The organism is Geobacter sulfurreducens PCA, from assembly GCF_000007985.2.
GTDB classification, from domain to species: Bacteria; Desulfobacterota; Desulfuromonadia; order Geobacterales; family Geobacteraceae; genus Geobacter; species Geobacter sulfurreducens.
The window spans coordinates 2,984,438-3,010,882 of the sequence record NC_002939.5 but is presented as its reverse complement, the minus strand read 5'-3'; the positions used below and the strand labels follow the sequence as shown (position 1 = coordinate 3,010,882).

The following is a 26,445-nucleotide window of genomic DNA, read 5'->3' as shown; positions in this document are numbered from 1 at the left end:
GTGAAGAAATGGTTTATCGCGCTCTTGCTCCTGACGGTGTCGGCCTTCACGGTCCAGATGGCACTGGCCGACAAGATGTCGCACAAGGAGTACGCCACCACCCCCATCGGCGAATGTAATGCGTGCCACAAGGGTGAGGGCATCGCCCCCAACCATGACGCCGACTGGGTTCGTGGTCACCGCGTCGTGGCCAGCCGAGCGGGAAAGAACTGCGCGGACTGCCACGTCCAGCAATTCTGCCTCGACTGTCACCAGGGCGGCGGGATCGAAGCCGACCTGTCGACGCGGACCTTCATGAGGGACTACGTACCCAAGAGCCACCGGAGCAACTTCCTGAGCATCCACCCGACCAAGGCTCTGGACAACCCTCAGACCTGCACGCGTTGCCACGACCAGTCGTACTGCAACGAGTGCCACGCCCGGTTCCCGAAGGGATCCCTGCGGATCAAGTCTCACCTGATGCTGGGACCGAACGGTCAGAAGTACAGCTTCGGGCTTGGTGAGCACGCAATCGAGGCACGCCGCAACCTGCAGTCGTGCCAGACGTGTCACCCCGAGGGGGATGTGTGCATCCAGTGCCACTCCAGCGGTAAGACGAGTCCGCACCCGCGGAACTGGAACAGCATCAAGAACAATTACAAGGATCGGGCCGGGAGCCGGGTGTGCACGAAGTGTCACCTTCCTGGTACGTACTAATTGAGAGCACCACACACCACAAGGAGGAAATGGCATGAGTAGAAAAGTAACAAAGTATTCTGCTGTGCTTGCGGTTTCGTTGTTCGCGGCGGCGCTTGCCGGCTGCGGCTCCGAAAACAAGGAGGGGACGGTCGGAACCGGCCCTGGCGGCGTGGCAACCGTGGGCGATACCGCTTGCGTCCAGTGTCACAGCGCTGTCGTGGATCCGCTGACCGGCGAGTCCATCATCACGCAGTACACCCGCTCATTCCACTACAGCAAGGGTGTCGGCTGCGAAGGCTGCCACGGCGGCGGCGCCCAGCACAATGGCGTCGGTCCCCTGCCGTTCCCGCTGGCCGGCCAGAGTGAGGCCCAGATAGCCGCCCGGTGCGCCTCCTGCCACAATGGTGTGATTGCTCCCCTGAGCAGCTCGCCCAATTTCGTCAACGGCAACCATGCCAACCCCTTTGGCGGGGAAGAGGCCAAGGAAAACCTCTGCAGCCGCTGTCACTCCCACGAAGGAGCCATTTTCGGGGCACAGGCGGGCTTCACCGGCGACGGGAACATCCTGAGAAACGCCGCCTACCAGCCGGTGTATCCCCAGGACCCCGAGACCTTCAACGTCATGACGTGCGCCACCTGCCATCAGCACGGCGGGGCTCAGCGTCAGGTCTTCACCCAGATCTCGACGGCCGGCGTGCCGAATAGCCGGCGGACGGTGGCCTGGGATCCGAACCGCAACAGCATCAATGATCAGTACGACCTCTGCACCAGCTGCCACACCGTCAACACCATGACCGGCACCCTGATCGGCAGCGGCAACGTTCTCCAGATCTTCACCAGCAACGCCGTCGGCTCCGGCACCAAGAGCGTGACCACGGCCCCCTTCTACCACAACACCCGTTGGTTCCGGACCCTGCCTTCGACCCACTACGACTTCCCGGAATCCAAGACCACGGCCAGCGGCACCACGATCGAAGGGTATGTAATCCGGCGCAATACCGCCAACCCCTGCTTCGACTGCCACGGTCACGAGTTCCAGACCAACACCCGGCGGCTGGCCGGAGCGGACCGGCCTAACACTATTTTCCTCGACTGGGGACAGTCGGCCCATGGTGGCAAGCTCCTCCAGGCCAAGGTGGCCGCAGCGGCCCTGGCGAGCTCCGGCGCGGCTGAAGTGGACGATGTCATGAAGGCCGGCGCCACCGACGCCACGGCTCCCGGCTGGACCCACTACAACTGGGACGATACTGCCAGCCGCGGCGCCTGCCAGCGCTGCCACACTTCGACCGGCGCCTCGAACTTCCTCAACAACCCCGCCGGATATGACAGGACCGGCGCAGGCAACAGCTTCACTCATTTGGCCGGCTGGACCAGCAGCAACAAGCGGTCCGACCAGAACGAACTGCTCTACTGCTGGGGCTGCCACACCAAGGCCGGCACCGGTGAGCTGCGCAACCCCGGGGCCATCACCGAGGTTTATCCTGGGATCAACTCAACGAGCACTGGAACTACCGGTTTGGACGTTACGGTTTCCTATCCTGATATCAAAGGGTCTAACGTGTGCATGGGGTGTCACCTCGGGCGTGAAGTTGGCGACAACATCAAGGCAATCACCGACGCGGATGGTATCCTTGGCTTCGTGAACTCCCACTATCTCACCGCAGGCGGCCAGCTGTTCGGCACCACCGGTTATGAGTACGCAACCCGCAGCTACGCCAATCCGGCCTTCTTCCAGCATGACAAGATCGGCACCGCCGCTGCCCCCGGCACCGGCACCAACGGCCCCTGCGCCGGCTGCCACATGACCACCCCGACCTCGCACCTGTTCCTGCCGGTGACCAAGGACGGCACGGGCGCCATCACTGCCATTACCAGCACTGCCTGCGTCACCTGCCATGCCGGTACCTTTGCGCTCACCCCCGAGGGACTGACCGCCGAAGAAGAAGAGTACGTGGCATCCCTTGAAGCCCTCAAAGCGGCTCTGGCCGGCAAGGGAATCCTCTTCTTCAACGCCCATCCGTATTTCTACAGAGATACGAATGCCAACGGCATTGCCGATCCTGGGGAGACTGTTTCCTCGAACGCCTTCACCAACTGGGCTGGCGTGTACGGGCTTGCCCTCTGGCAAGATGTCATGGGCGCTGCATTCAACGCCAACCTGCTGATCCACGATCCGGGCGGCTATGCCCACAACCGCTTCTACAGCAAGCGTTTGATCTGGGATTCCATCGACTTCATCTTTGACGGCGTACTGAACAACGACGTCACGGCTGCGATCGATGCCCAGGTAACGGCGGCTCGACTGGACAGCGCCACGGCAACGGCCGCCAAGGCCTACCTCGGGGCGACCCGTCCGTAATAGCGGACGCGACGTTCCGGCGCATCATCCGATGCACAACCGCAAGGCCGGTCTCCCTCCGGGGGGCCGGCCTTGCACTTTTCAGGCGCAGTCTGCCCCGCCGCTGCGCGAGGACAGCTGCCGGGTTCACCGGGAATGTCTGCAATCCCTCCGTGATGCGAAAAAAGGAGCTTGCCGGAGCAACGTGAAAAGGAGAAAATACGCCATGCAACGATTTTTTGCGGTACTACTCGTGATGATCTTTATCGGTTCGGCGGCATTGGCCGCCGGCGGCCTCGACGGTTTTCTGGGCAATCTCAATGTCGAGGCAAGGGCCGATCCGACCGGTTTTGCCGGCAGGCTGAGCGCTCAGTTCGGTGTGCCCGGCGCACAGGTCAGCGTGGTGCTGGGGTCGGTCCGGGAGCCTGCGGATGCCTTTATGGTCTACCAGTTGGGGCAGATGACCCATAAACCGTACGAAACAGTGCTGAAGACCTATCAGGCCAATCAGGGCAAGGGATGGGGGGTGATTGCCAAGCGTCTCGGCATCAAGCCCGGCTCCACCGAGTTCCATGCCCTGAAGAGAGGTGATTTTGCCCTGACCGGCAAGCCATCCCATGCTTCCCACGATGATCATCATCACGGCACGGAAAAGGGTAAAGGAAAAGGCAAGGGGAAGGGACACTAAGTAACGATCGGGTCAGCGGCGTTGCACCGGATCGCGCCGGGGTTCATGGGCCCCGGCAGTTCTTCGGGCGAGGCGTGGTCGTGGCCGGGGTGGGTGCTTGGGGGCCGCTCGGCGATGGCGTGACGCCGGGGATGCGGAGCCGGGACGTCCGGTTGCCGATACGATTCCATCTATAGATGCAGCGCAGAGGGGGCGCTCCGGTACCCCCTCTGCGCTTCGGACCATGCATGGATTTGCCGGTTAAATCATATCGATTCGCTGTGTTTGTCGTACTCTCCGGGCTTGTGCACGTGGCGGGACTGTGTGTATTCCCGAGCATCGGCATTCTCGATCTGGGTACACCGGTTCTGCCCATGGCGGACGTCAGCATTTCGCTCCGCGAACCGGAGACGTCTGTTCCGCCTCTCCCTGAGGTGCAGTCGCCGCGTGAGAGCGTCGACCCAGGGGAGACGGTGCCGCCAGGCGAGCGGAGCGTCGCTACAGCTCCGGAGCGCGCGGACCAGCCGAACGCTTCGTCAGTCGCCCGCGAAGCCGCCCCGGCCGCCGAGGCTCTGTCGCCTGTAGCGCCGGAGGTCGCGGCTGTAGCTGCCCCCGTGTCTGAGCCCGCCGCATCATTCGAGGCCGTGGCTGATGCAGCCCCTGCTGCCAGGCCGCAGCACCTGGAGGTCATGCCGCCGTTGCGCCGGGCTGGGGAGTTTCTCGCACCGGGCCGGGAAAAGCTCACCTACCGGATCACCATGCTCGGCATTCCCGTGGGCGAGGCAATGATCGAGGCGGTTCGGGGGCGGGAGCGCGAGGAAGTCACCATCACCACGCGCGTCAGGTCCTATCCGGTCATCTCTGCGATATACCCGGTGGATGATGTGATAGAAACCCGGCTCGTTGCCGGCAACTACCTGATCACCAGGATCAGGCAGCGGGAAGGAACCTTCACGGGGGACAGCGGCTTTACCCTGATGATGCGCGAAAAAAAGGCCTTCTGGGCCGACCGCCTGCGGAACCGCTACGCCACGCATCTCCTGCCGCGGGAGGACGTGACCGATATTGTTTCGGGATTCTATTTCCTTAGAAACAAACGGCTTGAGGTGGGGCAGCCGGTGGTGCTCCACCTGTTCGACAGCAACGAGTACGCTCCCACTACGGTCGCGGTGCTGCGGCGGGAAGGGGTAACGCTGCCGGGGGGACGGACCGTTGATACGCTGGTTGTCCATCCGCTTCTGAAGACCGCCGGTATCTTCAGGAGAACCGGTGACATGATGATCTGGGTCACCGACGATGCTTACAAGGTTCCCGTGAGAATGGACACGGCCATCTCCCTCGGTCGGGTGCGGGCGGAACTCATATCAGCGGAAACCGGGGACTGACTCCGGCTTCACGGTCTGCATCACAGCCCCATAACCTTCCTCGAGCATGCATCGGCTTCGTTCAGCCGCGATTCCAGCCACTTGCACATTTCCTTGAATACCTCGATGTCACTGATTTCAGCCAGGTTCCTGAGGTCGATGACGATGCCCGTTTCCCGCTGGACAAGGATTTCCATGTCCCACGGCTCGCACTCTTCCATCTGTCCGACCCGGTAATTGTTCTTGCAGGGGATGTAATCGGCGAAGTTATTCTTGAAGTAGGTCATCTTGGCGACGCAGAGATCGTAAAAACTGAAGACCAGTTCGATGATGTGGCAGTTCCTGAGTGCCCGCTGGGTCGCGTAGGGATGATCGGGTCGATTGCCGAACCGTCGTACCCAGTAAATCTTCCCATTGATGTCCTTGGGAACAAGGCGGTATTTCCCGATGAGTTTTCGTTTCTCGTCTGAAAGCTCGGCTAGGGCATCCCTCATGTCGGTATTTCCTCCCCCCTCCCGTTTGATGTCGAATAAACAGTGTGTAGGCGCATGCTCTCTGACATGTCGATCGGTTTTGCTGCTTGCCTCAATTAGCAATATCGATGCCCTTGTGGCACGTTTTTGATTGTTTAGTAGATTTAAGGAGATGCAACTGCGAGGGAGACGATGGTGTTGTATCGGTGGATTCATTTGACCCAATCGGTGGGGCAAATCTCCCAGTTGTTGGCACGCAGGGGCGGCATCGTATTTCCCGAGTCGTGAGGTTGACAACAGGAGGCCGGGGAATAGACTCTTCTAGTATCGAATCTGTAAACATGATGGAGTTGGCGAAGTTACCGCCACCTCCCCTTTTTAAGGAGGGAGCAATGAAACAGCGATTGCAGTTCCTTGCGCTGGCCATCGCCTCGCTGCCCGGCATGGCCGGCGCGGCTGACGTGGCGGTGGATGCCACTACGCTCATCCGGCTGGAAGAGCGCAGCGTTCCCGGGTTCAAGGACGAGACCCTGGCGCCGGCTACGCAGTTCCTCGGCATCGATGTGGAAAAGCTTGCCGACGGCAATCTTTCTTTCCATCTCTATGGCTGGGGGCGGCTCGATCTGGCCGACAAGAGCACCGATGGGGGCTCAACCGATGGCGACCTTGCCTATGCCTACCTGGCATACCGGTTCCCCCGGGCCGACGGACTCCTCAAGCTGGGCCGGTTCTACGTCTACGAGGGGGTGGCAGCCGAGCACGTGGACGGTGTCAGCGTTCGGACCGACCTGGCCGGCGGCTTCACCGGCTCCCTCTTCGGCGGGGTGCCGGTGAGGCTGAACATGACCGACCGGAATAAGGGGGATGCCATTGCCGGCGGTCGCCTGGGTTGGCGGCTTCCCGGCTACCTGGAGATCGGCGCTTCGGCCCTGTACGAGGCCAATACCGATACCGGCCTCACCGGCACCCCGGAAAACTACCGGCAGCTGGTGGGGGGCGACATCTGGCTCGCACCGTTCAGGATGGTCGAACTCCGTGGCACCACCAGCTACAATACCGCCACCGACGGCTTTGCCGAGCACAGCTACCTCCTTCTCGTAACCCCGATGAAAGGTGTGTCCGTGTCGGGGGAATACAACGATTACAACCTCGAACACTTCCTCGCCACCACCAATAACCGCTCCCTTTTCAACATCGATCGCGATACGACGCTGCGCAGCTACGGCGGCAGCGTTGCCTGGACCGTGGCCAAACCCCTGGAGCTGATTGCCGACTACAAGCGGATCAACTACCACCGGGCCGACCGGGGCAATACCCATCGCTACGGCGGCGAGGTGCGGATGACCCTGGCCGAACGCACGGTCCGGGCGGGACTTTCCTACCACCGGGCCGATGCGGATGTTTCCGCCAATGCCTACCACGAGGTCCGGGCCTATATCCTGCGCGACGCAACGCGCTATCGGGCCAGCGTCGATGCCATTGCTCATCTCTACGACGACGCCGTGCAACCCTATGGCGGAGACAACGCCTACGAGGTGATCGCCTCCCTCGGGTGGAAGATGCTCCCGAACCTGATGCTGTCGGGCGATATCAGCTATGGCGAGAATCCTCGCCTGGATTCGGAGACCCGCGGCGTGGTCCGGCTTGTCTATAACTTCAGCCATTCGGGCAAAGGAGCGGCGAAATGAAACCGATACAGCTCTTCATTGTTGCAGTGGCCGTGACGGGCGCCCTCACCCTGACCGCCTGCACCCATATGCTTTCGAAGGAATCGAGCCTGCCGTCCTGGCATCCGGAATCACTGGCCACGGGGCGGGTTGACTGCACCGAATGCCACGAGGACCGGGCGCGAGGAGTGCTCAAACCCTATGCCGCCTTCAGCCACACGCCGGTCTTCGTGCGCGACCACCGCTACTATGCCGGCCAGGATGACCGTCTGTGCGCGTCATGTCACAAGCGGTCCTTCTGCTACGACTGCCATGCCAACGAACTGGAGATCAAACCGTCGGTCATGCACGGGGACCGGCCCGACCGGCAGCTGGTCCACCGGGGCGATTACCTGACCCGGCACCAGATCGACGGCAGGATCGACCCGACCAGTTGCTTCCGCTGCCACGGCCGGACCAACAATGAGCAGTGCGTTGCATGCCACAGATAGGAGGCTCACGGTGAAATCGACAATCGTTCGTTTCCTGACTGTATTCTGTGTCGGGCTTGCTCTCTGGGGCTGTTCCAGCGGCAGTGGAGACGCTCCGGCCATCGACCCGACAACCGGCAGACACCCCGCCAACTGGATCGAGACCCACTGGGGTGAGTTCCGGAAGGACCGGGATCAGTGCGTCTCCTGTCACGGCTCATATCTCGATGCCGGCCAGTCGGGAGGCATCTCCGGGGTGAGCTGCTTCAGTCCCAACCGGGGAGCGCAGGTCTGTCACGCCACCGGTCCGGCCGGCCACCCCGCGGGCTGGGGAGCAGCAGACCAGCATGGCCGCTCGGGGGCCATGGCCGCCCCGGCCGTGGCGGCCGGCTTCGCCTACTGCAGCAGGTGCCACGGTGCTCTCTTCGATAATGGGCCGGCCCGCTCCTGCTTCGCCTGCCATACCAACGCGCCCCACCCGGACGCTCCGTGGCACGGCACCACTGCATCGGGGACCAACCACATATTCGTTGACCAGGGCAATGCCCCCGAGTGTGCCAAGTGTCACGCCACCGGCGCCAACTCGACCCTGCAGCCCACGACGCCCGCGCCTGCTGGAACTCCTGCCGGCTGCTTCAACAACACGCTCTGCCACGGCGCAGAAGCGGGGCATCCCGCCGGGTGGAGCGACCCGAACAGCGCCAACTTCCACGGGCCCAGGGCAAAAGCGGCCGATTCTCCCTCCGGAGGATTCAGCTATTGCAGAAGATGCCACGGCGCCAACTACCAGGGCGTCGGCACGGCGGTCAGCTGCTTCTCCGCCACTGTGGGAGCCTTCTCGTGCCACAACGGCGGCGCGCCCGCCATTGCACCTCATTCTCCGGCACCCTGGCGCGCTGCCCGGACCCACACCAACACCGACACCACCAACGCCGCCTCCTGCGCCGCCTGTCACGCCAACGGCGCCAACTCAACCCGCCAGCCCACGACTCCTGCACCGGCGGGCACGGCTGCGGGCTGCTTCAACAATACCCTGTGCCACGGTTCCGACGTCCAGCCTCCCCACCCGGTCGCCGGGGCCTATCTGCCATCTGCGCAGCATGGTGCCGACGCCATCAACAGGAATAATAACGGCACCGGCCTGAATACCTGCCAGCCCTGCCACGCCACGCCGGCCAGCGGCGCCAACCCGCGTTTCAACGTGCCGCGGGGCGCTACGCTCACCGCTGGTTGCGAGACCTGCCACACAGCGCGAACGGCCCATCCCACCCCCTGGCTCATCGGGCGCGGAACCACCCAGGGCGTGACCAACCAGCTGCGCCACTCGACCCTTGCCGTCCTCGCCACTGCCGGCACCGCAGTCACCAACTACTGCACGCTCTGCCATGGCGCCAATCTCGATGGCGCGGGCGGAGTGGCTCCTTCCTGCGTTTCGGGATCGAGCAGGCTGAACATCGCTGGCGTAAACGCGGTCTGCCACTTCAACGCCGTTGCCGTGAAGGACTCCGGCACCGGGCTCTTCAACATCCAGACCGGCTGTGTCTCGTGCCACGGCAACCCGCCGGTGGGTTCGACCTTCCCGAACCGGGACCTGCAGCACACCGAGCATCTCTTCCCGAACGTGACCTGCGGCTCCTGTCACAGCGGGGCCGGCTACGCCACCGTTCTGCATGGCAACGGGACGGCCAACGTGGTCCTGTCGGCGACCTTCCAGGACAAGGACGGCGGGGCACCGGCCTATAATGCAGGCACCGGTACCTGCTCGAACGTCAGTTGCCACGGCGGACAGACATCGCCACCCTGGCCCAGCGGCCAGATCAATGTCAGCACCGACTGCGCCTCGTGCCATGCTTACGGCACCACCCAGTTCAACAGCTTTTCTTCTGGCGACAAGCGGCACCACACGGAGATAACGCTGGTGTGCTCCGAATGTCACGACACCACTAAGCTGGCGACCACCCACTTCACGAATCTCCAGACCTCGGCCATGGAAGGGCCGGCATCATCGACCCTGCTCGATTCGCTGAACTATGATCCGGCCACGAGAAGCTGCCTGTTCACCTGCCACATCGGCAACGAGAACCATACGAGAAGCATGACGTGGTAGCGGGGCCGGACTGACGGAAGGCCGGAAAGGCGGGGCAATCCCCCGCCTTTCCGGCGAAGGAGCACGGTTATGAAGAACAGCCGCTTCACCCTTCCTTCCCATGAAATTTCACCCGAGGAGGCCTTCTTCAATCGGCGCACGTTCCTCAAGGCCCTCGGTTTCGCCGGGCTCAACGCCTGGCCCCTCCTGAACGCCTGTACCAACTACGCCATGGAGCGGCGGGAACTGGGCGGCACCCTCGTCAACCTCAAGACCCTGCCGGCGCGGCCCAACGCGCGCTACCCCCTGGACAGGCCCCTCACCGACCGGCAGGAAGCGGCCATGTACTGCAATTTCTACGAATTCACCTCGGGTAAGGACGTCTGGCGTTACGTGGATCAATTCATCACCCGCCCCTGGCAGATTTCGGTGACCGGCTTGGTGAAGAACCCCAAGGTCTTCGACGTGGATGAACTGGTCCGGACTATGCCCCTGGAGGAACGGACCTACCGTCACCGTTGCGTCGAGGCCTGGGCCATGGCGGTTCCCTGGGTCGGCTTTCCCCTGGCCGAGCTCGTGAAGCGGGCCGACCCGCTGCCGGGTGCCACCCATCTGCGGTTCCTCTCATTTTTGCGCAAGGATCAGGCCCCCAACCAGAGCGGCCTGTTCTCAACCGACCTCTGGCCCTACCATGAGGGGCTTACCCTGGCCGAGGCCACTAACGAACTGGCCTTCCTCGCGGTGGGGGTCTACGGCCGGGAGTTGCCGAAGCAGCACGGGGCGCCGATTCGTCTGGTCCTGCCTTGGAAGTACGGTTTCAAGAGTATCAAGTCCATCGTGGAGATCAGTTTCACCGACCGGCAGCCTTCCACCTTCTGGAGCAGTCTGGGTCCGGACGAATACGGCTTTTGGGCCAACGTGAACCCGGACGTCGATCATCCCCGCTGGTCCCAGAAGAGCGAGCGAATGCTCGGCACGGGAGAGCGACGGCCCACGGTCATCTTCAATGGCTACGGCGAGCACGTGTCCCACCTCTACCGGCCACCGCGGCGGGAGTTCTTTTATTGAGCCCGCGGCCGCCTTGAACGCATAAGGCTTCACACATATTCCACGGTCTGTTAAGATGCGTGTTCGTCATCGCCCATTACCCCGTTGCGGCAGAGGAGAACAGCGTGAACTCCACGGATAATTCGCCAGGGAAGGGCACGCCCGACGGGCTTGCCGCCGATCCGCGCTTCAAGGTGGTCGAGCGGACCCTGAAACAGTATCAGTACCGGGCCGATGCGCTCCTGGAGGTGCTTCACGTGGCCCAGGAGACCTTCGGCTGCCTCAGCGACGAGCTGATGACCCATGTGGCCCGGCAACTCCGCGTTCCGCCCAGTCGCGTCTATGGCGTCGCCACCTTCTATCATTTCTTTACCCTTGAGGCCCGGGGCGAACACTCCTGCGTGGTCTGCACCGGCACCGCCTGCTATGTGAAGCGCTCGGCCGAGATCGTGACGCGCCTCGAAAACGAGTTCGACGTGAAAGCCGGTAAAACCACGGCCGACGGCAAGCTTACCCTGTCGACGGTCCGCTGCCTCGGCAGTTGCGGGCTGGCCCCCATTGTGGTCCTCGACGGGGAAACCGTGGGGCGCTGTACCCCCGATTCGGCCGCCGCCGCCGTCCGGGTCATGCTGGCGGAAAAGAGCCCGGCCCGCGCAGAAACGGTCCGCCCGGTTCGCCGCCGCAAGGGTGAAGGCCAATGAACCCCGCCGATCTCCATGCCATGGCCCGGGAAGAACAGGCCCGCCAGGAGGCGCTGCGGTGCCGTATCATGGTCTGTGCCGGTACCCCCTGTCTTTCCGCCGGCGCACTGGCGGTCCTGGACGCGCTGCGCCAGGCGGTGGAGGAGAGCCGGCTCGATGCGGAGATCGAGGCCGTCAGCACCGGCTGCATGGGGCCGTGCAGCCGCGGTCCCCTCGTGAAAGTGGCAGTTCAGGGGAAACCCGAGATCGTCTACGAGCGCGTCACCCCCGAACTGGCCCGCCAGATTCTCTACTCGGTGGTGAAGGGGCGCCGGCCGCCGACGGCCTCGCCGCTGCCGCCGGATCACCCCTATTTCACCCGCCAGATGAAGATCGTCTTGGCCAACTGCGGTTCCATCGACCCCGAGCGGATCGAGGAGTATGTGGCCACGGGGGGCTACGATGCCCTTGCCCACGCCCTGCACGAGATGACCCCCGAGGATGTCTGTCGCGAGATCTCCGCTTCGGGACTGCGGGGGCGGGGGGGGGCCGGCTATCCGGCCGGCGTCAAGTGGAACCTGGCCCGCAAGGCGCCGGGCGAGCGGAAATACGTGGTGGCCAACGGCGACGAGGGGGACCCGGGCGCCTACATGGACCGCTCCGTCATGGAGTCGGACCCCCACCGCATCCTGGAAGGAATGGCCATTGCCGGCTACGCCATCGGCGCGGATCAGGGCTACATCTACGTCCGGGGCGAGTACTACCTGGCCGGAAGGCGGCTCGAGGCCGCCATCCGCGACGCCGAGCGCAAGGGGCTCCTGGGAAGCCGGGTGCTCGGCAGCAACTTCAGTTTCCGCATCGACATCCGCACCGGCGCCGGCGCCTTTGTCTGCGGCGAGGAAACCTCGCTCATGGCTTCCATCATGGGGCGGCGCGGACAGCCCTGGCACCGGCCGCCCTATCCGGCCCAGCGGGGGCTCTGGGGGTGTCCGACCCTCATCAATAACGTGGAGACCCTTGCCACCGTCCCGGCTATCATCGGACGCGGGGCCACCTGGTACGCCGGCATCGGCTCGACCCGGAGCCCGGGAACCAAGGTCTATGCCCTGGCCGGCCAGGTGGAGACCGCCGGCCTGATCGAAGTCCCCATGGGTACCACGCTGCGGGAGGTGGTGTTCGACATCGGCGGCGGAATCCCCGGCGGCAAGCGCTTCAAGGCTGCCCAGTCGGGCGGCCCTTCGGGCGGCTGCATTCCGGCCGAACACCTGGACACCCCCCTCGATTACGAAAGTATGGAGCGGATCGGCACCATCATGGGCTCCGGCGGACTTATCATCATGGACGAGACGAGCTGCATGCCCGACGTCGCCTCGTTTTTCCTCGATTTCTGCCGGGACGAGAGCTGCGGCAAGTGCATCCCGTGCCGCGTCGGCAGCATGGAGATGCACCGGCTGCTGCGCCGCATAACCTCCGGCACCGCTTGGCCGGACGACCTGCGCCGGCTGGAGGAGCTCTGCGATCTGATGGGCGCCACGAGCCTCTGTGGTCTCGGCCAGACCGCGCCCAACCCGGTGGTGAGCACCCTGCGCTACTTCCGGCACGAATACGAGGCCCACATCCGCGAGCGCCGCTGCCCGGCGGGCCGCTGCACCATGGCTGCCGAGCAGGAGCCCGGACCCGGCGGCAAGGCACTCCTGCACGCCGTCGGCGTCCCTGGGGAGGTAGGCTGATGCCGGTCATTACTCTGACCATCGACGACGAACTGATCAGCGGTCGCGAGGGGGAAACCCTGCTCCAGGTGATCAAGGAACACGGCATATCGCTCCCCACCCTCTGTCACATGGAGGGGCTCTCCGAGCGGGGCGGCTGCCGGCTTTGCATCGTGGAGGTGGCGGGCAGCCCCCGGCCCCTCCCCGCCTGCACCACTCCGGCGCGCGAGGGGATGGTGGTGCGGACCCGGAGCGAGCGGCTGGAGAACTACCGGCGGATGCTCGTGGAGCTCATGCTCGCCGAACGCAACCACTACTGTGCCGTCTGCGTCTCCATCGGCCACTGTGAGTTGCAGCGGGTGGCCGCCGAAATGGGGGTCGACCATGTCCGCTACGAATACCTTTCGCCCAAGCTGACCATGGATCTCTCCCACGAACGCTTCGGCCTGGACCATAACCGCTGCATTCTCTGCACCCGGTGCGTCCGGGTCTGCGACGAGATCGAAGGGGTGCACACCTGGGACATCTCCGGGCGTGGAGTGAAAAGCCGAATTATCGCCGATCTGAATCGCTCCTGGCGGGAGAGTGGCACCTGTACCAGCTGCGGCAAGTGCGTTCAGGTTTGCCCCACCGGTGCCCTGTTCCTCAAGGGGGCGGTGGTCGGCGAGATGGTCAAGGACCCGACCATGCTCGCCCGGGTGCTGGAAGGGCGGGAGAAAAAGGAGTGGGAAGGATGACGCCGTCTGGGGGGATAACACGGGGTGCGCCCGGAGGAATGGAACTGATCGGCAGCGGCCGGCTCCGGCTTGCCACGGTCTGGCTGGGAGGCTGCTCGGGGTGCCACATGAGCTTCCTCGACCTGGATGAGTATCTCCTGGAACTGTCCCAGGCGGCCGACCTGGTCTACGGGCCGTTCGTGGATGCCAAGGAATTCCCGGCGGGCGTGGATGTGGCGTTGGTGGAGGGGGCGGTAACCAATCGTGCGAATCTGGCCATGGCCGGTATCATCCGTCAGCGGAGCCGGACCGTGATCAGTTTCGGCGACTGCGCCATCACCGGTAACGTTACTGCCATGCGCAACCTTCTCACCGTTGCCGAGACCCTGGATCCCTTTCGCTGTGACGGCGAGGCCTCGCCCGCCTTCGACTATGCGGCAGTGCCCCAGCTTCTGCCGCGGGCCCTGCCGCTCCACCAGGTGATTCCGGTGGACGGCTACATTCCCGGCTGTCCGCCTGGCCCGGACCGGATCCGGGCAGCCATTGAATGCATGCTGCGGGGAGAGCCGGTACACCTGGCCCCCGGCATGCTCACGTTCGGATAGGTATCTCCATGTCCCGCACCATAACCATAGATCCCGTCACCCGTATCGAAGGGCACGCGACCATCACCATCCGGCTCAACGATGCCGGTGCCGTGGCCGATGCTAGGTTTCACGTGACCGAATTCCGCGGGTTCGAGCGGATATGCATCGGCCGCAGCATCTGGGAGATGCCCGGCATCACCGCCCGCATCTGCGGCATCTGCCCCGTGAGCCACTCCATCTCCGCTGCCCGTGCCGGCGATGCCATCCTCGGCGTGGAGATTCCCCCGGCCGCAGTCCACCTGCGCCGGATCGCCAATCTGGCCTCTCTCATCCAGAGCCATGCCCTGAGCTTCTTCCACCTCTCCGCCGCCGATCTTCTCATGGGTATGGACGAGGAGCCCTCCCGCCGCAACCTCTGGGGCCTGGTGGCGCACCACCCGGAGGTGGCCCGCGGCGGCATCCGTCTCCGTCAGATCGGCCAGAAGATCGTAAGCGACGTGGCCGGAGAGAGCATCCATCCCTCCTGGGCGGTGCCGGGCGGAGTCCGTGAGCCGCTCTCCCCGGAAGGCCGGGACCGGATCGCCGCGCTTCTGCCCGAGGGGCTCGCCATCGTCCGGGGCGCCCTGGGCATGCTTGACGGCATCTACGCCCGCCACGAAGCCGAAATAACCGCGTATGGGGACTTTCCCTCGCTCTTCGCGGGGCTGACGGCATCTGACGGCGGTCTGGAGCACTACGACGGCTCCCTCCGCTTCACCGATTCGGCAGGCGTCCACGTGGATGAGCTTTCCCCGGAGCACTACGCCCAGGCCGTAACCGAGCGGGCCGAGCCCTGGAGCTACATGACCTTCCCCTACTACCATCCCCATGGCGACCGGGAAGGGGGGGGGATGTTCCGGGTGGGGCCCCTGGCCCGGTTAAATATCTGCGACCGCGCCGGGACCCCCGAGGCCGACCGCGAACTTGCCGCGTTCCGGCAGGTGCGCGGCGCCGGCGGCATGGTCACCGGCAGTTTCCACTACCACCATGCCCGGCTCATCGAGATCCTCCACGCCCTGGAGCGGATCGGGATGCTCCTGGACGAGCCGGACATCCTGGATCGCCACGTCCGGAGCGAGGCCGGAGTGAATCGGCCGGCCGGTGTCGGCTTCTGCGAAGCGCCCCGCGGCACCCTCTTTCATGACTACGAGGTGGATGACGACGGCATTGTCAGCCGTGTGAACCTGCTTATCGCCACCGGCATGAACAATCTGGCCATTAACCGGACCATCCGGCAGGTGGCGGCGGAGTTCATCAGGGGAGGGGAGTTCACGGAAGGGATTCTCAACCGGATCGAGCACGGTGTGCGGGCCTATGATCCCTGCCTTTCCTGCGCCACGCATGCCTACGGCAGGATGCCGCTGCGGGTGATGCTCCTGGGGCCGGACGGGACGGTGCTGGATGAGGCGAAACGGGGAAGATAGCGAGAGGGGCAGGTCATGGTCCTGCTGATCGGCTACGGCAATCGCCTGCGGCGCGACGATGGGGCCGGGGCGGTCCTTCCTGCGATGGTGGAGGGGGGCTCCCCTCTGGGCAGCGTGCGTGCCGTCGAAGCCCATCAGCTCCTGCCCGAGATGGCCGAGGAGATCGCCGCCCCGGAGGTGACCGGCGTCATCTTTTTTGACGCCTGCCCGGCCGTCGGCGGCATGAGCTCGGTGGCTGCCGTCTCTCTGGCGGCTTCATCCGGCGAGGGTGCCCTGGGGCACCACCTGGCTCCCGAGCTGCTTCTGGCCTATGCCGGGAAGCTTTACGGCCGGACCCCGCCGGCATGGCTCGTGACCGTGCCGGGAGAAGATTTCAGCCACGGGGAAGGGTTCAGCGATAGGGCCCGCGCCAACCTGGCTGAGGCCGACCATGTGGCCCGCGCCCTGGTGCTGAGGCTGTCCGGAGGGTGAGGGATCATTCCCCGGCAAGCACCGGCAGCCGCTCCGTGAGCCGGATTTCCTCCGGCGTTACGAGCGCCCGGTAGGCCAGGGCTTCTACCCCGGCAGTCACGGCCTGCCGCAGAAGCCGGCCGTACACCGGGTCAATGGCGTCCGCCGGGGCCACGGCAGACCCGTCGCCACGCTGGACCACGAAGAAGATCACTCCCCGGTCCCCCTGCCGCACCACCTCCATCAACTCCCGCAGGTGTTTTTGCCCCCGTTCCGTCACGGCGTCGGGGAAGAGGGCCGTTCCCCCTTCCACGAGGGTCACATTTTTCACTTCGACCCAGCAGCGGCCAGGCCCTTCCAGCAGCAGATCCACCCGGCTGTTCGTCCCGTAGCGGACTTCGGGCCGGATGCGCTCATACCCCAGGAGTTCCGCGACGGTGCCGTTTTCAATCCCCTCCCGGACGAGCCGGTTGGGGAGGCCCGTGTTTATCCCCGCCCAGTAGCCGTCAGCCATGACCAGTTCCCAGGTGTAGGCGAGGCGCCGCTTCGGATTGTCGCTGAGAGAAAGGAACACGGCGCTTCCCGGCTGGCAGCATCCTTTCATGCTCCCCGAGTTCGGGCAGTGGGCGGTGACCACCGTCCCGTCGTCGAGGCGTACGTCGGCCAGGAAGCGCTGGTAGCGCCGGATCAGGGTGCCGGAGTAAAGAGGTCGTGGCAGAATCATGCCTGACAGATAGCACGCCGGCGATGTGATGGCAACAATCTGTCGACAGGCTGTCTTCACGCGGTGGAAATGATGTCTGGAAAATTAGAGTGGTCCCAGGTAGAATGTCTGCCTGAGTGTCAGTGCACGGAGGGGTAAGATGATCGGATTGATGATTCGGGTTGCAGGACAGCTTGGCCGTTACGCTCGTCTCCTGCCGGCAACTGCCGGCATGGTGCTCGTGCTGCAGGTAGCCGCCCAGGCCGATGTTTTGACTATCAACGGCGGTGCGAAGTTCACCAACTATCCCATGGTGACGCTCGGCATCAATGCCGCCCTGCACGGGGGAACCGTGCAGGCGATGCGCTTCAGCATCGACGACAGCACCTGGACAGACTGGGAGCCGGTTGCGGCATCAAAGCGCTTTAAGCTGACTGAACCGCTCAGTCTTTCCTTTTACGACGTATTCCTCCAGTTTCAGCAGGACGGGGTGGCGGTCCCCGATCCCCCTTATCCCGCCGCCATCGTTTATGACGACCTCATCGATACCGGCTTTTTCGGCGGCCAGGGAGTGGCATTGTTAGGCGGCACGGGGAGCGACCGGGGCAAGGGGGTCGTGGTGCAGCCGGACGGCAAGCTGCTGGTGGTCGGCACCGTGGAGCAGGCGGCGGGCAATACCGACATCGTCCTCTGGCGACTCACGGCGCAGGGGGAGCCGGACACCGGCTTCGGGGTTCAGGGTTCAGTCGTGATTGACGCGGGCACGGCTGACCGTGCCGCCGGCGTGGCGTTGCAGGGCGACGGCAAAATTCTCGTTCTCGGTACCGTGGGAAGTGCCACTACCGCCTGGGAGGTTCGACGCTACGATTCAGCCGGCGTACTTGATACCTCTTTCGGCACGGGCGGGAAGTACCAGGAGGGGGCCTCCGGCGCCAACGAGGCCGGAAATCTGCTGGTTCAGCCCGACGGCAGGATCGTGATTATCGGCTCCAGGGATGTTGCCGGAGCGAAAAAAATCCAGGTGATCCGTCTTACGGCGACCGGAGTGCTCGACAGCGCCTTCAACGGCAATACCGGCTACTACCGGCCCAACCTTCCCGGCAACAGTTTCGGGAATGGAGTAGCGCTCCAGGCGGACGGGAAGATACTGCTCGTCGGCACCTATGCTAACCCGAGCGGCGAAACCGATCTCTTTGTGCAGCGACTCAAAACCGACGGCACCCTCGACAACTTTAATGACGGATTGAATAATTTCTTCATGGCCGGCGATGCCGGCAACGACGAAGGCCTGGGGATAGCCGTCCAGCCTGACGGCAAAATCGTGGTGGTAGGGGCCTATCAGTGGGGTGCGGGTGACACGGATATCTGGGTGCTCCGCCTCAATGAGAACGGTACGCGGGACAATGATTTCAATGCCCCGGTGGGGGATTACAAGGATGGCGACGTGTATAACGACAGGGCCGAAGCACTGGTGATCCAGCCTGACGGCAAGATCGTTGTGGTGGGGTCCTTCGGTTACGCGACCGACACCGATATCCTTGTGTTCCGACTCAATGCCGACGGAACTACAGACAACACCATCTACAATTTCTACGGGTTCTATACCATCAATTCGGGCGATGACGAAGGACAGGGCGTAGCGCTCCAACCCGATGGAAACATTGTCCTGGTGAGCACCTTCACCCGGGAGGAAGGCGATACCGACATCCACGTCCACCGGATCTTCGGCCGGAAGGAGACCCTCAGCGTTTCGACTACGGGTGGGGGCAGCGTTGCCGATGATCTGGGCGCCTTTACCTGGGTGGATCTGTCGGGAGAAGGCGACTACCTTCAGGGCGATTCGGTTGCCCTCACCGCGGCTCCTGCAACCGGCTATGTCTTTACGGGGTGGGGCGGCGACTGCGCCGGCACCTCTCCCGTCTGCACGGTAACCATGGATGGTGCGAAGAACGTGACAGCATCCTTCTCCCTGGATCGGCCGGCCGCGCCGACCGGTCTCTCCGGCGTGCCGGGCAATGGTACGGCGGGCATTTCCTGGACCGCCAGCCAGGAGTCGGGCATTACCGGCTACAAGGTTTACTACGGTATTACATCGGGTAACTATGCGACCCCCGACCCGGTTGGCACTACCCCGGCACATGTGATTTCCGGCCTGATGAACGGCGTTACCTACTACATTGCTGTATCGGTACTCAAGAACGGCGTGGAAGGACCGAAATCGGCCGAAATCACCGTTACGCCCGGCATCAACCTCAGTGTGACCGTTGTCGGCACGGGTGGCGGCACCGTGTCGAGCGCGCCGGGAGGCATTAGCTGTCTCGACGGTTCAGGGTGCAGCGCGGTCTTTAATGCTGCTCCGGTGGTGCTCAGCGCAACGCCGAGCGCTGGATCGATTTTTGCCGGCTGGTCGGGTGCCTGCTCCGGTACTGATGGCTGTACGGTTACCCAGTATGGCCCCGTGGCCGTGACGGCAACATTCACGAAAATGCCTCCCGTGAAGCTTACTGCGGGAACCACGAGCTATTATTCAACAATCGCTGAGGCCTATGCCGCGTGCATCGGGGGAACTTCATGCACCATCGAGACCCAGGCGACCGAGCTTGCCGGCAACGTGACCTTGGCAAACGCCATAGCCGTGCTCTTCAAGGGAGGGTATGACGCAACGTTCTCGTCCAGCCCCGGCTTAACGACGTTGCAGGGCGTTGTTACGGTGGGTAGGGGCTCGCTCACGGCCCAGAATGTGGTCATCCGCTGACCGGGAGCCACGGCCAATGAAAAAACCCCGCCGGGCTTCATGCCGGCGGGGTTTTTTGCAAGCGAATTCGCTTGGTTCATGTAAATGGCGGGCGATACTGGATTCGAACCAGCGACCTCAGGCTTCGGAGGCCTGCGCTCTATCCAACTGAGCTAACCGCCCGCGAATCTCTATTGATACACCATCATCGATGATTTCACAAGAGGAAAGTTTTTTCGATGCCGGTCTCTGAATCCATGCCGCGGTTGTGTTTAGGTGCACCCTTTTGCTACACTGGTCGAAAATTTCAAGGTTCGAGGGTCATGAAGAACGTACCTGTCATCCTTCTTGTCGTGCTCTGTCTCGTTGTCGGCTTTACCCCCGCCCAGGCTGCCCATTACGAAATAAAGCAGATGGAGGAAGGGGTATATGCGGCCATTGCCCTGCCGGAGGGAAAGGCCGCCAGCAACGCGATGATTGTGGTTACCCCCTATCAGGTAATCTTGGCGGGAGCCCATTTCATCCCCGAAGGGATCCGCGAGTTGATCGACGCAATTGCCGAGATCACCCCCATTCCTCTGCGCTACGTGATACTTACCCACCATCATCCCGGCTATAATCATGTGGATTTCGACTTTCCCGCCAACGTGGAGATCATAACCTCCTGGCAGACCTGGCAGTCTCTCAGGGGGGAGTCGCGCCAGCTTCGCAATCACGTGACCTTCTTCGATAAAGGGTTGACCCTCATCCGGGGGAAAACGGTCCTGGTCCTGAACAGTACCGAGTTCGGTCACCGGGAAGGTGACATCATCATCTACCTTCCGAACGAAGGGGTGCTCTTTACGTCGGATCTCTTTTACAACGACGTGGTGGGGTACATGGGGGAAGGGAAGATGCGTGATTGGGTCGTCACTCTGGAAAGCCTGGAAGCGGTGGGGGCAAAGCACGTGCTTCCCGGCCTCGGTGATGTGTCCGACCGTGCCGGGCTCAGGCGGTTCAGGCTCTTCTTCAAGGAATTTCTCACCGAGGTTCTGCGTCACATCGAGGCCGGCAGGAGTCTTCCCGAGACAAAGGCCCAGTTCAGGCTACCGCGTTACGACGCCATGCCCGGCTTCCGCACGTTTTTCGACGTGAACGTGGAGCGCGCCTACCTTGATCTCAAGGAAGACCTGGAGGCCGCCGCTACTTCGACACAGAGCCGTACACCGGCACGGTGATTTCGGGTTTGCCCGGCATATCGGTCTTGATGATGATGAATCCGCTCAGGAACCGGTCTTCCGGCCGGGGTGCCACCGATATGGTGATGGAAGTGCTTTCGCCGGGCTTGATGCTCTGTTTGCCGGCTGTCACCTTGACCTGCGGCATAGGGGAGGTGGCGGAGGTTATCTTCACGGGGCGGTTTCCCTTGTTGTCCACCGTCACGGTGAATGTCCCGCTTGTTCCCGCCTTTATCTGTCCCAGGTTCAACTGCCGGGGCGCCACAACCAGTACCTCGCTGACAACCCCCGTGAGGGTGAGCGTGTAATTCGGGTTTGCAGGATCATTGGTTTCGACGGTTATGGTCTTGGTGACCTTGCCGCCGAACGTGGTCGAGTCGAATGTGGTCTTGAGTTCAACGCTTCCTCCCGGCTCGATGGTTTTGCGGGGGAGGCTGATCACGGTGCAGCCGCAGGATGATTTGGTCCTTACGATCGACAGAGGGGAGTCTCCCTTGTTCTTCAGCGTAAAGACATGATCGAGCTTTTTCCCTTGAGGGATGGTTCCGAAATCAAAAAACGGCTTGTCCACCGACAGGGTTGGTGCGGCGAATGCCGCAGTAACGCACTGAAGGAGCAGCATGATGGTCAGTAATGGGGCGAGCCGTTGGCGCATGCGCGTTCTCCGATTGCTGAAAATATTTTGAACCATGGCTGGATTCTTTTCATGGCTTCCTTGAAATGGTATAGCATAAAGGGGGGGCTGGTGACCATATTGAATTGACACTAAGTGCCCTTATCTGTTATAGAAAAGTCCGAAATTACCGACTCGGCGCCGTTTTTTGCCGTGGCGGCCTTCTTCCGCTGCCCCACCTCTCACCGTGGAGTGACCAATGATCATCCAGTGTGCGCAATGCAGCAGCAAATTCCGGCTTGACGACTCCAAGGTAACAGCCGCCGGCATCAAGGTCCGTTGTTCCAAGTGCCGACATATTTTCGTCATAAAAAAAGAAGCTCCCGCGGAAGAGCCGGATTTCGACTCGATTCTGCAAGGGCTGGATGCAACGGAGGGCAGGGGTGCTTCCGCTGCCGCCGTGGCCGCGTCCCAGGAGCCAACGCAAGAGAGTGAACCGGCTTGGGCGCCTCAGCAGGCCCAGGCTCCGTCATTTGCTCCCGCTGATTCTGATGCCGAGGAAGCCGCCGACAACCTGGCGGTTTCCTCGGGAATACCTTCAGGCCCGGCCGCTACTGATGAGGATTTTTCGTTCGACTTCGGCGGAGAACCAACGGCAGGGAGCGAAAACCAGGCGGGGCAGTCAACTGCTTCGGAGCCGGAGGTGTTTGATTTCGGTGGATTCGAAGAGGAGTCTGTCACGGAAGAGCAGTCGCGGCCGGCCGAACCTGAAGCTGCGTCTGCCGTTGGCGGATTCGGGGACGGGATCGCCTTTGGCGAGGTGAGTCCCGAGGCCTTTGCTGCCGCGACTGATGCGGGGGGGCGGGAAGAAGGTTCCACCGGCGACTTTGCTTTGGAGTTCGAGGAGGGGGTGGCAAAAGAAGATGCCTCCCCGAAGATCGAGGCTGAAGAAGAAGCGGAACCTTTCGATTTCGGTGAGCTTGATCTCGGTATTGATGAGACTGCGCCGGAGCCCGAGCCCCGTGATCGCACCCAGCAGGCGACAGTCGCAGCGGTTCCTGAGCAGCCTGTGACTGAACCCGCTGTAACGACAGCACCGTTGTCCCCCCTTGATGTTCCCTTTGGAGAGGAGGAGGCTCCACCTCTTGTCATCTCGTCACGCCGCAAGGGGCGCTCCCTGCTTCCCCTCGTTGCCATTGTGGTGTCGGTCCTCGTGATCGTAGCCCTTGCCGGGTTCGGCTTCTACTTCTTCAAGGAGGGCCCTGCCGCCTTCAATAAGCTCGGCATCGGCTTTGTGGCCGAGTGGCTCGGATTTGAAGCGCGGGAGGAGGGAGGGATCGGCCTTGACAAGGTCAGAGGGGGGTATCTGGCCAACGCGGAGGCGGGAGAGGTTTTCGTGATTCGCGGCGAAGCCATTAATAACTACCGCAAGCCCCGGGCGTCCATCCAGGTGAAGGGCGCGCTGCTGGGGTCGGGAGGCCAGGCGGTCGTGCAAAAGATTGCCTACTGCGGCAACAGCCTGAGCGACGAACAGATAGCCTCGCTCCCCATGGCAAAGATCGAGTCAGCCATGAATAACCAGTTCGGCGATTCCCTGTCGAACCTGGGAGTCCAGCCGGGTAAGAGGATCCCCTTTGTGATTGTTCTGGCAAATATCCCCCGGGAGGCGACTGATTTCACCGTGGAGGTGACCGGTTCAACTGTTGCCACCCAGTGAGTATGAGGCCCGATCAAGCATCCTGACCTGTGGTACAGATGGGGCTAGCGAGGCAGATTCTCTGATTGGGTGGATTCGACCAGCTATTGAATAGTGGACAACGAAAAAGGCCGGCATGAAAGCCGGCCTTTTTCGTTGTCAGAGCAAAAAAATACCGGCACGACGTATGTCATGCCGGTATTGAAGTGGTACGACCTGTCGGTTAGGCTGCGCTGATAGCGCTTACCGGGCAGGTGTCGACACAAGCGCCGCAGTCGATACAGGTATCTGCATCAATCTTGTGCTTGTCACCGGCCGGTGCAATAGCGTTGACCGGGCAGGAATCGACACAGGCGCCGCAGTTGGTGCAGTCGTCGGAAATAGCGTGGGACACGGTATACCTCCTTATAAAGTGTTTTCTAAAAGCGGCGTAAACATATCACAGGGCTTCTGTGAAGTCCAGAGGAAAGGTTTTGCCGGTCAGACCCTGCCCCTTAAAAAAACTTGAATTCGACTTTTCCGTATTGTATATGTAAAAAACAGTTTTATTTTTCTGTCCCCATCTGTATCATCTCTCTTAAATCATCTTGAAATTGCTTGTTTTATTCGCGTTGAACAATTTTTATTTTCGCTCAATCAGGAGGAATGATGATCATACTTGCCCTCAATTGCGGCAGCTCATCGGTGAAGTACCAGCTGTTCGACTGGGAGAGAAAAGAGGTCGTTGCCAAGGGTATGGTGGAGCGGGTCATTATCGGCGACTCGTTCATCATGCACGAGGTGCCGGGTCGGGAAACGTACCGAAAAGAGTATGAGTGTCCCGATCACCAGGTGGCCATCGATCTGATCATCAGGACCGTCGTGGATGCAGATCATGGCGTTCTGAAGGATATCAACGAGATATCCGCGGTCGGTCACCGGGTCGTCCACGGGGGGGAAATGTTCACCCGTTCGGTGCTCATTGACGAAAAGGTGCTGGACGCGGTCAAGGAGGTCCAGCATCTGGCCCCCCTGCACAACCCCCCCAACATCGCCGGTATCGAGGCCGCTCAGGCGGTTCTCCCCCACGTTCCCCACGTGGCCATTTTCGATACGGCGTTCCATCAGACCATGCCCGAGCATGCCTACCTCTATCCGCTTCCCTACGAGTGGTACGAAAAATACGGTGTGCGTCGCTATGGCTTTCACGGTACGTCCCATCTCTACGTATCGAAGCGGGCTGCCGTTCTTCTCGGCAAGACGCCTTCCGAGTGCAACATCATCACCATGCATATCGGCAACGGGGTGTCCCACTGTGCCATCAAGGGTGGAGTTTCCGTTGATACGAGCATGGGGCTTACCCCCCTCGAAGGTGCCGTCATGGGGACTCGCTGCGGCGACATCGATCCGGCCATCCCCGCGTTCATGATGCAGAAGGAAAATCTTTCCGCCAAGGAGATCGACAGCATCCTCAACAAGAAGAGTGGGGTGCTCGGGGTGACCGGTCGCTTTACGGACCGCCGCGACGTGATCGAACATGCGTCCAATGGTGATCATCGCTGCAAGGTGGCTCTTGATATCGAGGCCTACCGTCTGAAAAAGTACATCGGGACCTATATGGCCGTGCTGGGGCGCCTCGACGCCGTGGTCTTCACCGCCGGTGTGGGGGAGATGGGGTGGCCCATTCGTGAGAAAACCATCGAGGGCCTTGAAGGAATTGGCATCAAGCTTGACCGCGAACGGAACAAGGGGGCCATGACCCGCAAGCGGGAAAGCCTCATCACTACCGATGACTCCCCCATCAAGGTGTTCGTCATCCCCACGGATGAAGAGCTCGTCTTTACCGAGGACGTGGTGGCCATTCTCAACGGCACCTACACCGATCACATGAATTTCGACTATTCGTTTGCACGGACGGACTTTGTGAGAAAGTAACGATCCGCACAACGGATCCTGAAACGCTGAAGGCCGTCGGGCAGCAGTCCGACGGCCTTTTTGCGTGGATGATGGAGATGGGGGAGGGCAAAAGGCCGCCGGGGGATGTCGGCGGCCTTTTGTGGTGCTTCGTTCGCGGACTGGTTATCCTTGGGCCTGGACCGCGGTAATGGCGGCAACATTGACGATGTCTTCCACCGAACAGCCCCGGGAGAGGTCATTCACCGGCTTTGCCAGGCCCTGGATGATTGGGCCGATGGCCTCTGCGCCGGCCACTCGCTCCACGAGCTTGTAGGCAATATTGCCGGCGTCCAGGTCCGGGAAGATGAGAACGTTGGCCTTGCCGGCCACGGTGCTGCCCGGGGCCTTGCGCTCGCCCACCTTGGGAAGGAGGGCCGCGTCGGCCTGGAGTTCACCGTCGATCTGAAGCGCGGGGTCAATGGCCTTGGCCAGTTCCATTGCCTTGAGAACCTTGTCCACGTCGGCATGGGATGCGCTTCCCTTGGTGGAGAAGGAGAGCATGGCCACCCGGGCGTCCACGTCGAGGAAGGCCTTGCAGTTGCGGGCGGTGGCCACGGCGATGTCGGCCAGGGCCTGGGCATCGGGGTTGGGGTTTACGGCGCAGTCGGCAAAGAAGATGATGCCGTTTTCGCCGAAGGACGGGGTCTTGGTGACCATGAAGAAAAATGAGGAAACCGTTTTGATCCCCTTGGCAGGGCCCACGGTCTGAAAAGCTGCCCGGAGCACGTCGCCGGTGGTGCCGGTGGCGCCGGCCACTTCTCCTCCGGCGTCACCCTGGCGGACCATCATGCCGGCATAGTAGAGGTTGTCTGCCGCAGTGAGGAGCTTCAGTGCGTCATCCTTGGAGAGTCCCTTGCTCTTGCGGAGTTCCACGAAGGCGTCGGCATATTCGTTGAGCTTGGGAGACGTGGCCGGATCGATCAATTCGACCCCGGAGATGGTGGCGCCGAGGTCGGCCGCTTTCCTGGCGATGGTGTCGGCATTGCCAAGCATGACGACTTTTGCCAAACCCTGTTCCACGATCTGTTGGGCGGCGGCATACATCCGGTCATCATAGCTCTCCGGGAGCACAATTGTTTGCAGGTTGTTCCGGGCTTTAGCCCTGATTTGGTCCATCAGACCCATGGTCGATCCTCCTTGGTCTAAAATTAA

At 62.2% G+C, this 26,445-nt stretch carries 24 protein-coding genes and 1 tRNA gene; 18 read left to right on the top strand and 7 right to left on the bottom strand.

Annotation, left to right across the window (positions count from 1 at the left end; all coding sequences use genetic code 11):
- The 3 genes from GS_RS13725 to GS_RS13715 all read left to right on the top strand — a co-directional run bounded on the left by GS_RS13725 (position 1) and on the right by GS_RS13715 (position 3,704).
- Positions 1-696, top strand: a complete 696-nt coding sequence (locus GS_RS13725; RefSeq protein ID WP_010943366.1) for a cytochrome c — start codon at positions 1-3, stop codon at positions 694-696.
- A gap of 34 nt (positions 697-730) precedes the next feature.
- The gene (gene omcC, locus GS_RS13720) at positions 731-3,037 is read left to right on the top strand and encodes a C-type polyheme cytochrome OmcC (RefSeq protein WP_010943365.1); all 2,307 of its coding nucleotides are present in this window, start codon (positions 731-733) and stop codon (positions 3,035-3,037) included.
- A gap of 205 nt (positions 3,038-3,242) precedes the next feature.
- The gene (locus GS_RS13715) at positions 3,243-3,704 is read left to right on the top strand and encodes a hypothetical protein (RefSeq protein WP_010943364.1); all 462 of its coding nucleotides are present in this window, start codon (positions 3,243-3,245) and stop codon (positions 3,702-3,704) included.
- Here GS_RS13715 and GS_RS13710 read toward each other — a convergent pair.
- Complete coding sequence (locus GS_RS13710) at positions 3,701-3,874, bottom strand: hypothetical protein (RefSeq protein ID WP_164930457.1); 174 nt, start codon at positions 3,872-3,874, stop codon at positions 3,701-3,703. The genes GS_RS13715 and GS_RS13710 overlap by 4 nt on opposite strands.
- 90 nt (positions 3,875-3,964) lie before the next feature.
- Between GS_RS13710 and GS_RS13705 the strand changes: the two genes are divergently transcribed.
- Complete coding sequence (locus tag GS_RS13705) at positions 3,965-5,068, top strand: DUF3108 domain-containing protein (protein WP_235044902.1); 1,104 nt, start codon at positions 3,965-3,967, stop codon at positions 5,066-5,068.
- Positions 5,069-5,088: 20 nt separating this feature from the next.
- Here GS_RS13705 and GS_RS13700 read toward each other — a convergent pair whose 3' ends face one another.
- Positions 5,089-5,541, bottom strand: coding sequence for a hypothetical protein (locus GS_RS13700; protein ID WP_010943362.1), 453 nt, complete (start codon positions 5,539-5,541; stop codon positions 5,089-5,091).
- Between the two features lie 371 nt (positions 5,542-5,912).
- On the opposite strand from GS_RS13700, the gene GS_RS13695 reads away from it, so the two are divergent.
- From GS_RS13695 to GS_RS13650, 10 genes are all read left to right on the top strand, one after another.
- Entirely contained in the window at positions 5,913-7,208 is a 1,296-nt protein-coding gene (locus GS_RS13695) for a hypothetical protein (protein WP_010943361.1), read from the top strand.
- Positions 7,205-7,678: a cytochrome c gene (locus tag GS_RS13690; protein ID WP_010943360.1), complete on the top strand. Its 474-nt coding sequence runs from the start codon at positions 7,205-7,207 to the stop codon at positions 7,676-7,678. Before GS_RS13695 ends, GS_RS13690 begins: the two co-directional genes overlap by 4 nt.
- 10 nt (positions 7,679-7,688) lie before the next feature.
- Positions 7,689-9,764: a CxxxxCH/CxxCH domain c-type cytochrome gene (locus GS_RS13685; protein WP_010943359.1), complete on the top strand. Its 2,076-nt coding sequence runs from the start codon at positions 7,689-7,691 to the stop codon at positions 9,762-9,764.
- A 69-nt stretch (positions 9,765-9,833) separates the two neighbouring features.
- Positions 9,834-10,811: a protein-methionine-sulfoxide reductase catalytic subunit MsrP gene (gene msrP, locus GS_RS13680; protein ID WP_010943358.1), complete on the top strand. Its 978-nt coding sequence runs from the start codon at positions 9,834-9,836 to the stop codon at positions 10,809-10,811.
- A gap of 104 nt (positions 10,812-10,915) precedes the next feature.
- The gene (gene hoxE / locus GS_RS13675) at positions 10,916-11,491 is read left to right on the top strand and encodes a bidirectional hydrogenase complex protein HoxE (protein WP_010943357.1); all 576 of its coding nucleotides are present in this window, start codon (positions 10,916-10,918) and stop codon (positions 11,489-11,491) included.
- Entirely contained in the window at positions 11,488-13,200 is a 1,713-nt protein-coding gene (locus tag GS_RS13670) for a NuoF family protein (RefSeq protein WP_010943356.1), read from the top strand. The genes hoxE and GS_RS13670 overlap by 4 nt, the downstream gene beginning before the upstream one ends.
- A complete protein-coding gene (hoxU, locus tag GS_RS13665) occupies positions 13,200-13,916 on the top strand; it encodes a bidirectional hydrogenase complex protein HoxU (protein WP_010943355.1) in 717 nt (238 codons plus the stop codon). The genes GS_RS13670 and hoxU overlap by 1 nt, the downstream gene beginning before the upstream one ends.
- Before the next feature lie 38 nt (positions 13,917-13,954).
- The gene (locus tag GS_RS13660; protein ID WP_010943354.1) at positions 13,955-14,500 is read left to right on the top strand and encodes an oxidoreductase; all 546 of its coding nucleotides are present in this window, start codon (positions 13,955-13,957) and stop codon (positions 14,498-14,500) included.
- Positions 14,501-14,508: 8 nt separating this feature from the next.
- Entirely contained in the window at positions 14,509-15,945 is a 1,437-nt protein-coding gene (locus tag GS_RS13655; protein ID WP_010943353.1) for a Ni/Fe hydrogenase subunit alpha, read from the top strand.
- A gap of 15 nt (positions 15,946-15,960) precedes the next feature.
- Positions 15,961-16,416 carry a hydrogenase gene (locus GS_RS13650; RefSeq protein WP_010943352.1) on the top strand — a complete coding sequence of 152 codons (456 nt, stop codon included), beginning with the start codon at positions 15,961-15,963 and terminating at the stop codon, positions 16,414-16,416.
- Between the two features lie 4 nt (positions 16,417-16,420).
- On the opposite strand, the gene sfsA is transcribed toward GS_RS13650, so the two are convergent.
- Positions 16,421-17,119, bottom strand: coding sequence for a DNA/RNA nuclease SfsA (sfsA, locus tag GS_RS13645; RefSeq protein WP_010943351.1), 699 nt, complete (start codon positions 17,117-17,119; stop codon positions 16,421-16,423).
- Positions 17,120-17,258: 139 nt separating this feature from the next.
- On the opposite strand from sfsA, the gene GS_RS13640 reads away from it, so the two are divergent.
- Positions 17,259-19,853 (top strand): InlB B-repeat-containing protein, encoded by a 2,595-nt coding sequence (locus GS_RS13640; protein WP_010943350.1) that lies wholly within the window; start codon positions 17,259-17,261, stop codon positions 19,851-19,853.
- Positions 19,854-19,938: 85 nt separating this feature from the next.
- On the opposite strand, the gene GS_RS13635 is transcribed toward GS_RS13640, so the two are convergent.
- A tRNA-Arg gene (locus tag GS_RS13635) sits at positions 19,939-20,015 on the bottom strand.
- Positions 20,016-20,155: 140 nt separating this feature from the next.
- Between GS_RS13635 and GS_RS13630 the strand changes: the two genes are divergently transcribed.
- Positions 20,156-21,049 carry an MBL fold metallo-hydrolase gene (locus GS_RS13630; RefSeq protein WP_010943349.1) on the top strand — a complete coding sequence of 298 codons (894 nt, stop codon included), beginning with the start codon at positions 20,156-20,158 and terminating at the stop codon, positions 21,047-21,049.
- Here GS_RS13630 and GS_RS13625 read toward each other — a convergent pair.
- Positions 21,015-21,704 carry a DUF1573 domain-containing protein gene (locus GS_RS13625; RefSeq protein WP_010943348.1) on the bottom strand — a complete coding sequence of 230 codons (690 nt, stop codon included), beginning with the start codon at positions 21,702-21,704 and terminating at the stop codon, positions 21,015-21,017. The two genes, GS_RS13630 and GS_RS13625, sit on opposite strands and share 35 nt — an antisense overlap.
- Positions 21,705-21,921: 217 nt before the next feature.
- On the opposite strand from GS_RS13625, the gene GS_RS13620 reads away from it, so the two are divergent.
- Positions 21,922-23,379: a DUF3426 domain-containing protein gene (locus GS_RS13620; RefSeq protein WP_010943347.1), complete on the top strand. Its 1,458-nt coding sequence runs from the start codon at positions 21,922-21,924 to the stop codon at positions 23,377-23,379.
- A 202-nt stretch (positions 23,380-23,581) separates the two neighbouring features.
- Here the strand turns inward: GS_RS13620 and GS_RS13615 are convergent, their stop codons facing one another.
- Positions 23,582-23,752 carry an indolepyruvate ferredoxin oxidoreductase subunit alpha gene (locus tag GS_RS13615; protein ID WP_010943346.1) on the bottom strand — a complete coding sequence of 57 codons (171 nt, stop codon included), beginning with the start codon at positions 23,750-23,752 and terminating at the stop codon, positions 23,582-23,584.
- Between the two features lie 254 nt (positions 23,753-24,006).
- Here GS_RS13615 and GS_RS13610 point away from each other — a divergent pair, with 254 nt between their 5' ends.
- Positions 24,007-25,272: an acetate kinase gene (locus GS_RS13610; protein WP_010943345.1), complete on the top strand. Its 1,266-nt coding sequence runs from the start codon at positions 24,007-24,009 to the stop codon at positions 25,270-25,272.
- 144 nt (positions 25,273-25,416) lie between these two features.
- Here the strand turns inward: GS_RS13610 and pta are convergent, their stop codons facing one another.
- Entirely contained in the window at positions 25,417-26,418 is a 1,002-nt protein-coding gene (gene pta, locus GS_RS13605) for a phosphate acetyltransferase (protein WP_010943344.1), read from the bottom strand.
- Between the last annotated feature and the right edge of the window lie 27 nt (positions 26,419-26,445).

Excerpts from the sequence above, each read along its gene's own strand:
- omcC (WP_010943365.1), top strand. The coding sequence starts at position 731 with ATGAGTAGAAAAGTAACAAAGTATTCTGCTGTGCTTGCGGTTTCGTTG.
- GS_RS13715 (WP_010943364.1), top strand. The coding sequence starts at position 3,243 with ATGCAACGATTTTTTGCGGTACTACTCGTGATGATCTTTATCGGTTCG.
- GS_RS13710 (WP_164930457.1), bottom strand. The coding sequence starts at position 3,874 with ATGGAATCGTATCGGCAACCGGACGTCCCGGCTCCGCATCCCCGGCGT.
- GS_RS13700 (WP_010943362.1), bottom strand. The coding sequence starts at position 5,541 with ATGAGGGATGCCCTAGCCGAGCTTTCAGACGAGAAACGAAAACTCATC.
- GS_RS13695 (WP_010943361.1), top strand. The coding sequence starts at position 5,913 with ATGAAACAGCGATTGCAGTTCCTTGCGCTGGCCATCGCCTCGCTGCCC.
- GS_RS13690 (WP_010943360.1), top strand. The coding sequence starts at position 7,205 with ATGAAACCGATACAGCTCTTCATTGTTGCAGTGGCCGTGACGGGCGCC.
- msrP (WP_010943358.1), top strand. The coding sequence starts at position 9,834 with ATGAAGAACAGCCGCTTCACCCTTCCTTCCCATGAAATTTCACCCGAG.
- GS_RS13670 (WP_010943356.1), top strand. The coding sequence starts at position 11,488 with ATGAACCCCGCCGATCTCCATGCCATGGCCCGGGAAGAACAGGCCCGC.
- hoxU (WP_010943355.1), top strand. The coding sequence starts at position 13,200 with ATGCCGGTCATTACTCTGACCATCGACGACGAACTGATCAGCGGTCGC.
- GS_RS13660 (WP_010943354.1), top strand. The coding sequence starts at position 13,955 with ATGGAACTGATCGGCAGCGGCCGGCTCCGGCTTGCCACGGTCTGGCTG.
- GS_RS13655 (WP_010943353.1), top strand. The coding sequence starts at position 14,509 with ATGTCCCGCACCATAACCATAGATCCCGTCACCCGTATCGAAGGGCAC.
- GS_RS13650 (WP_010943352.1), top strand. The coding sequence starts at position 15,961 with ATGGTCCTGCTGATCGGCTACGGCAATCGCCTGCGGCGCGACGATGGG.
- sfsA (WP_010943351.1), bottom strand. The coding sequence starts at position 17,119 with ATGATTCTGCCACGACCTCTTTACTCCGGCACCCTGATCCGGCGCTAC.
- GS_RS13640 (WP_010943350.1), top strand. The coding sequence starts at position 17,259 with ATGATCGGATTGATGATTCGGGTTGCAGGACAGCTTGGCCGTTACGCT.
- GS_RS13630 (WP_010943349.1), top strand. The coding sequence starts at position 20,156 with ATGAAGAACGTACCTGTCATCCTTCTTGTCGTGCTCTGTCTCGTTGTC.
- GS_RS13625 (WP_010943348.1), bottom strand. The coding sequence starts at position 21,704 with ATGCGCCAACGGCTCGCCCCATTACTGACCATCATGCTGCTCCTTCAG.
- GS_RS13620 (WP_010943347.1), top strand. The coding sequence starts at position 21,922 with ATGATCATCCAGTGTGCGCAATGCAGCAGCAAATTCCGGCTTGACGAC.
- GS_RS13610 (WP_010943345.1), top strand. The coding sequence starts at position 24,007 with ATGATCATACTTGCCCTCAATTGCGGCAGCTCATCGGTGAAGTACCAG.
- pta (WP_010943344.1), bottom strand. The coding sequence starts at position 26,418 with ATGGGTCTGATGGACCAAATCAGGGCTAAAGCCCGGAACAACCTGCAA.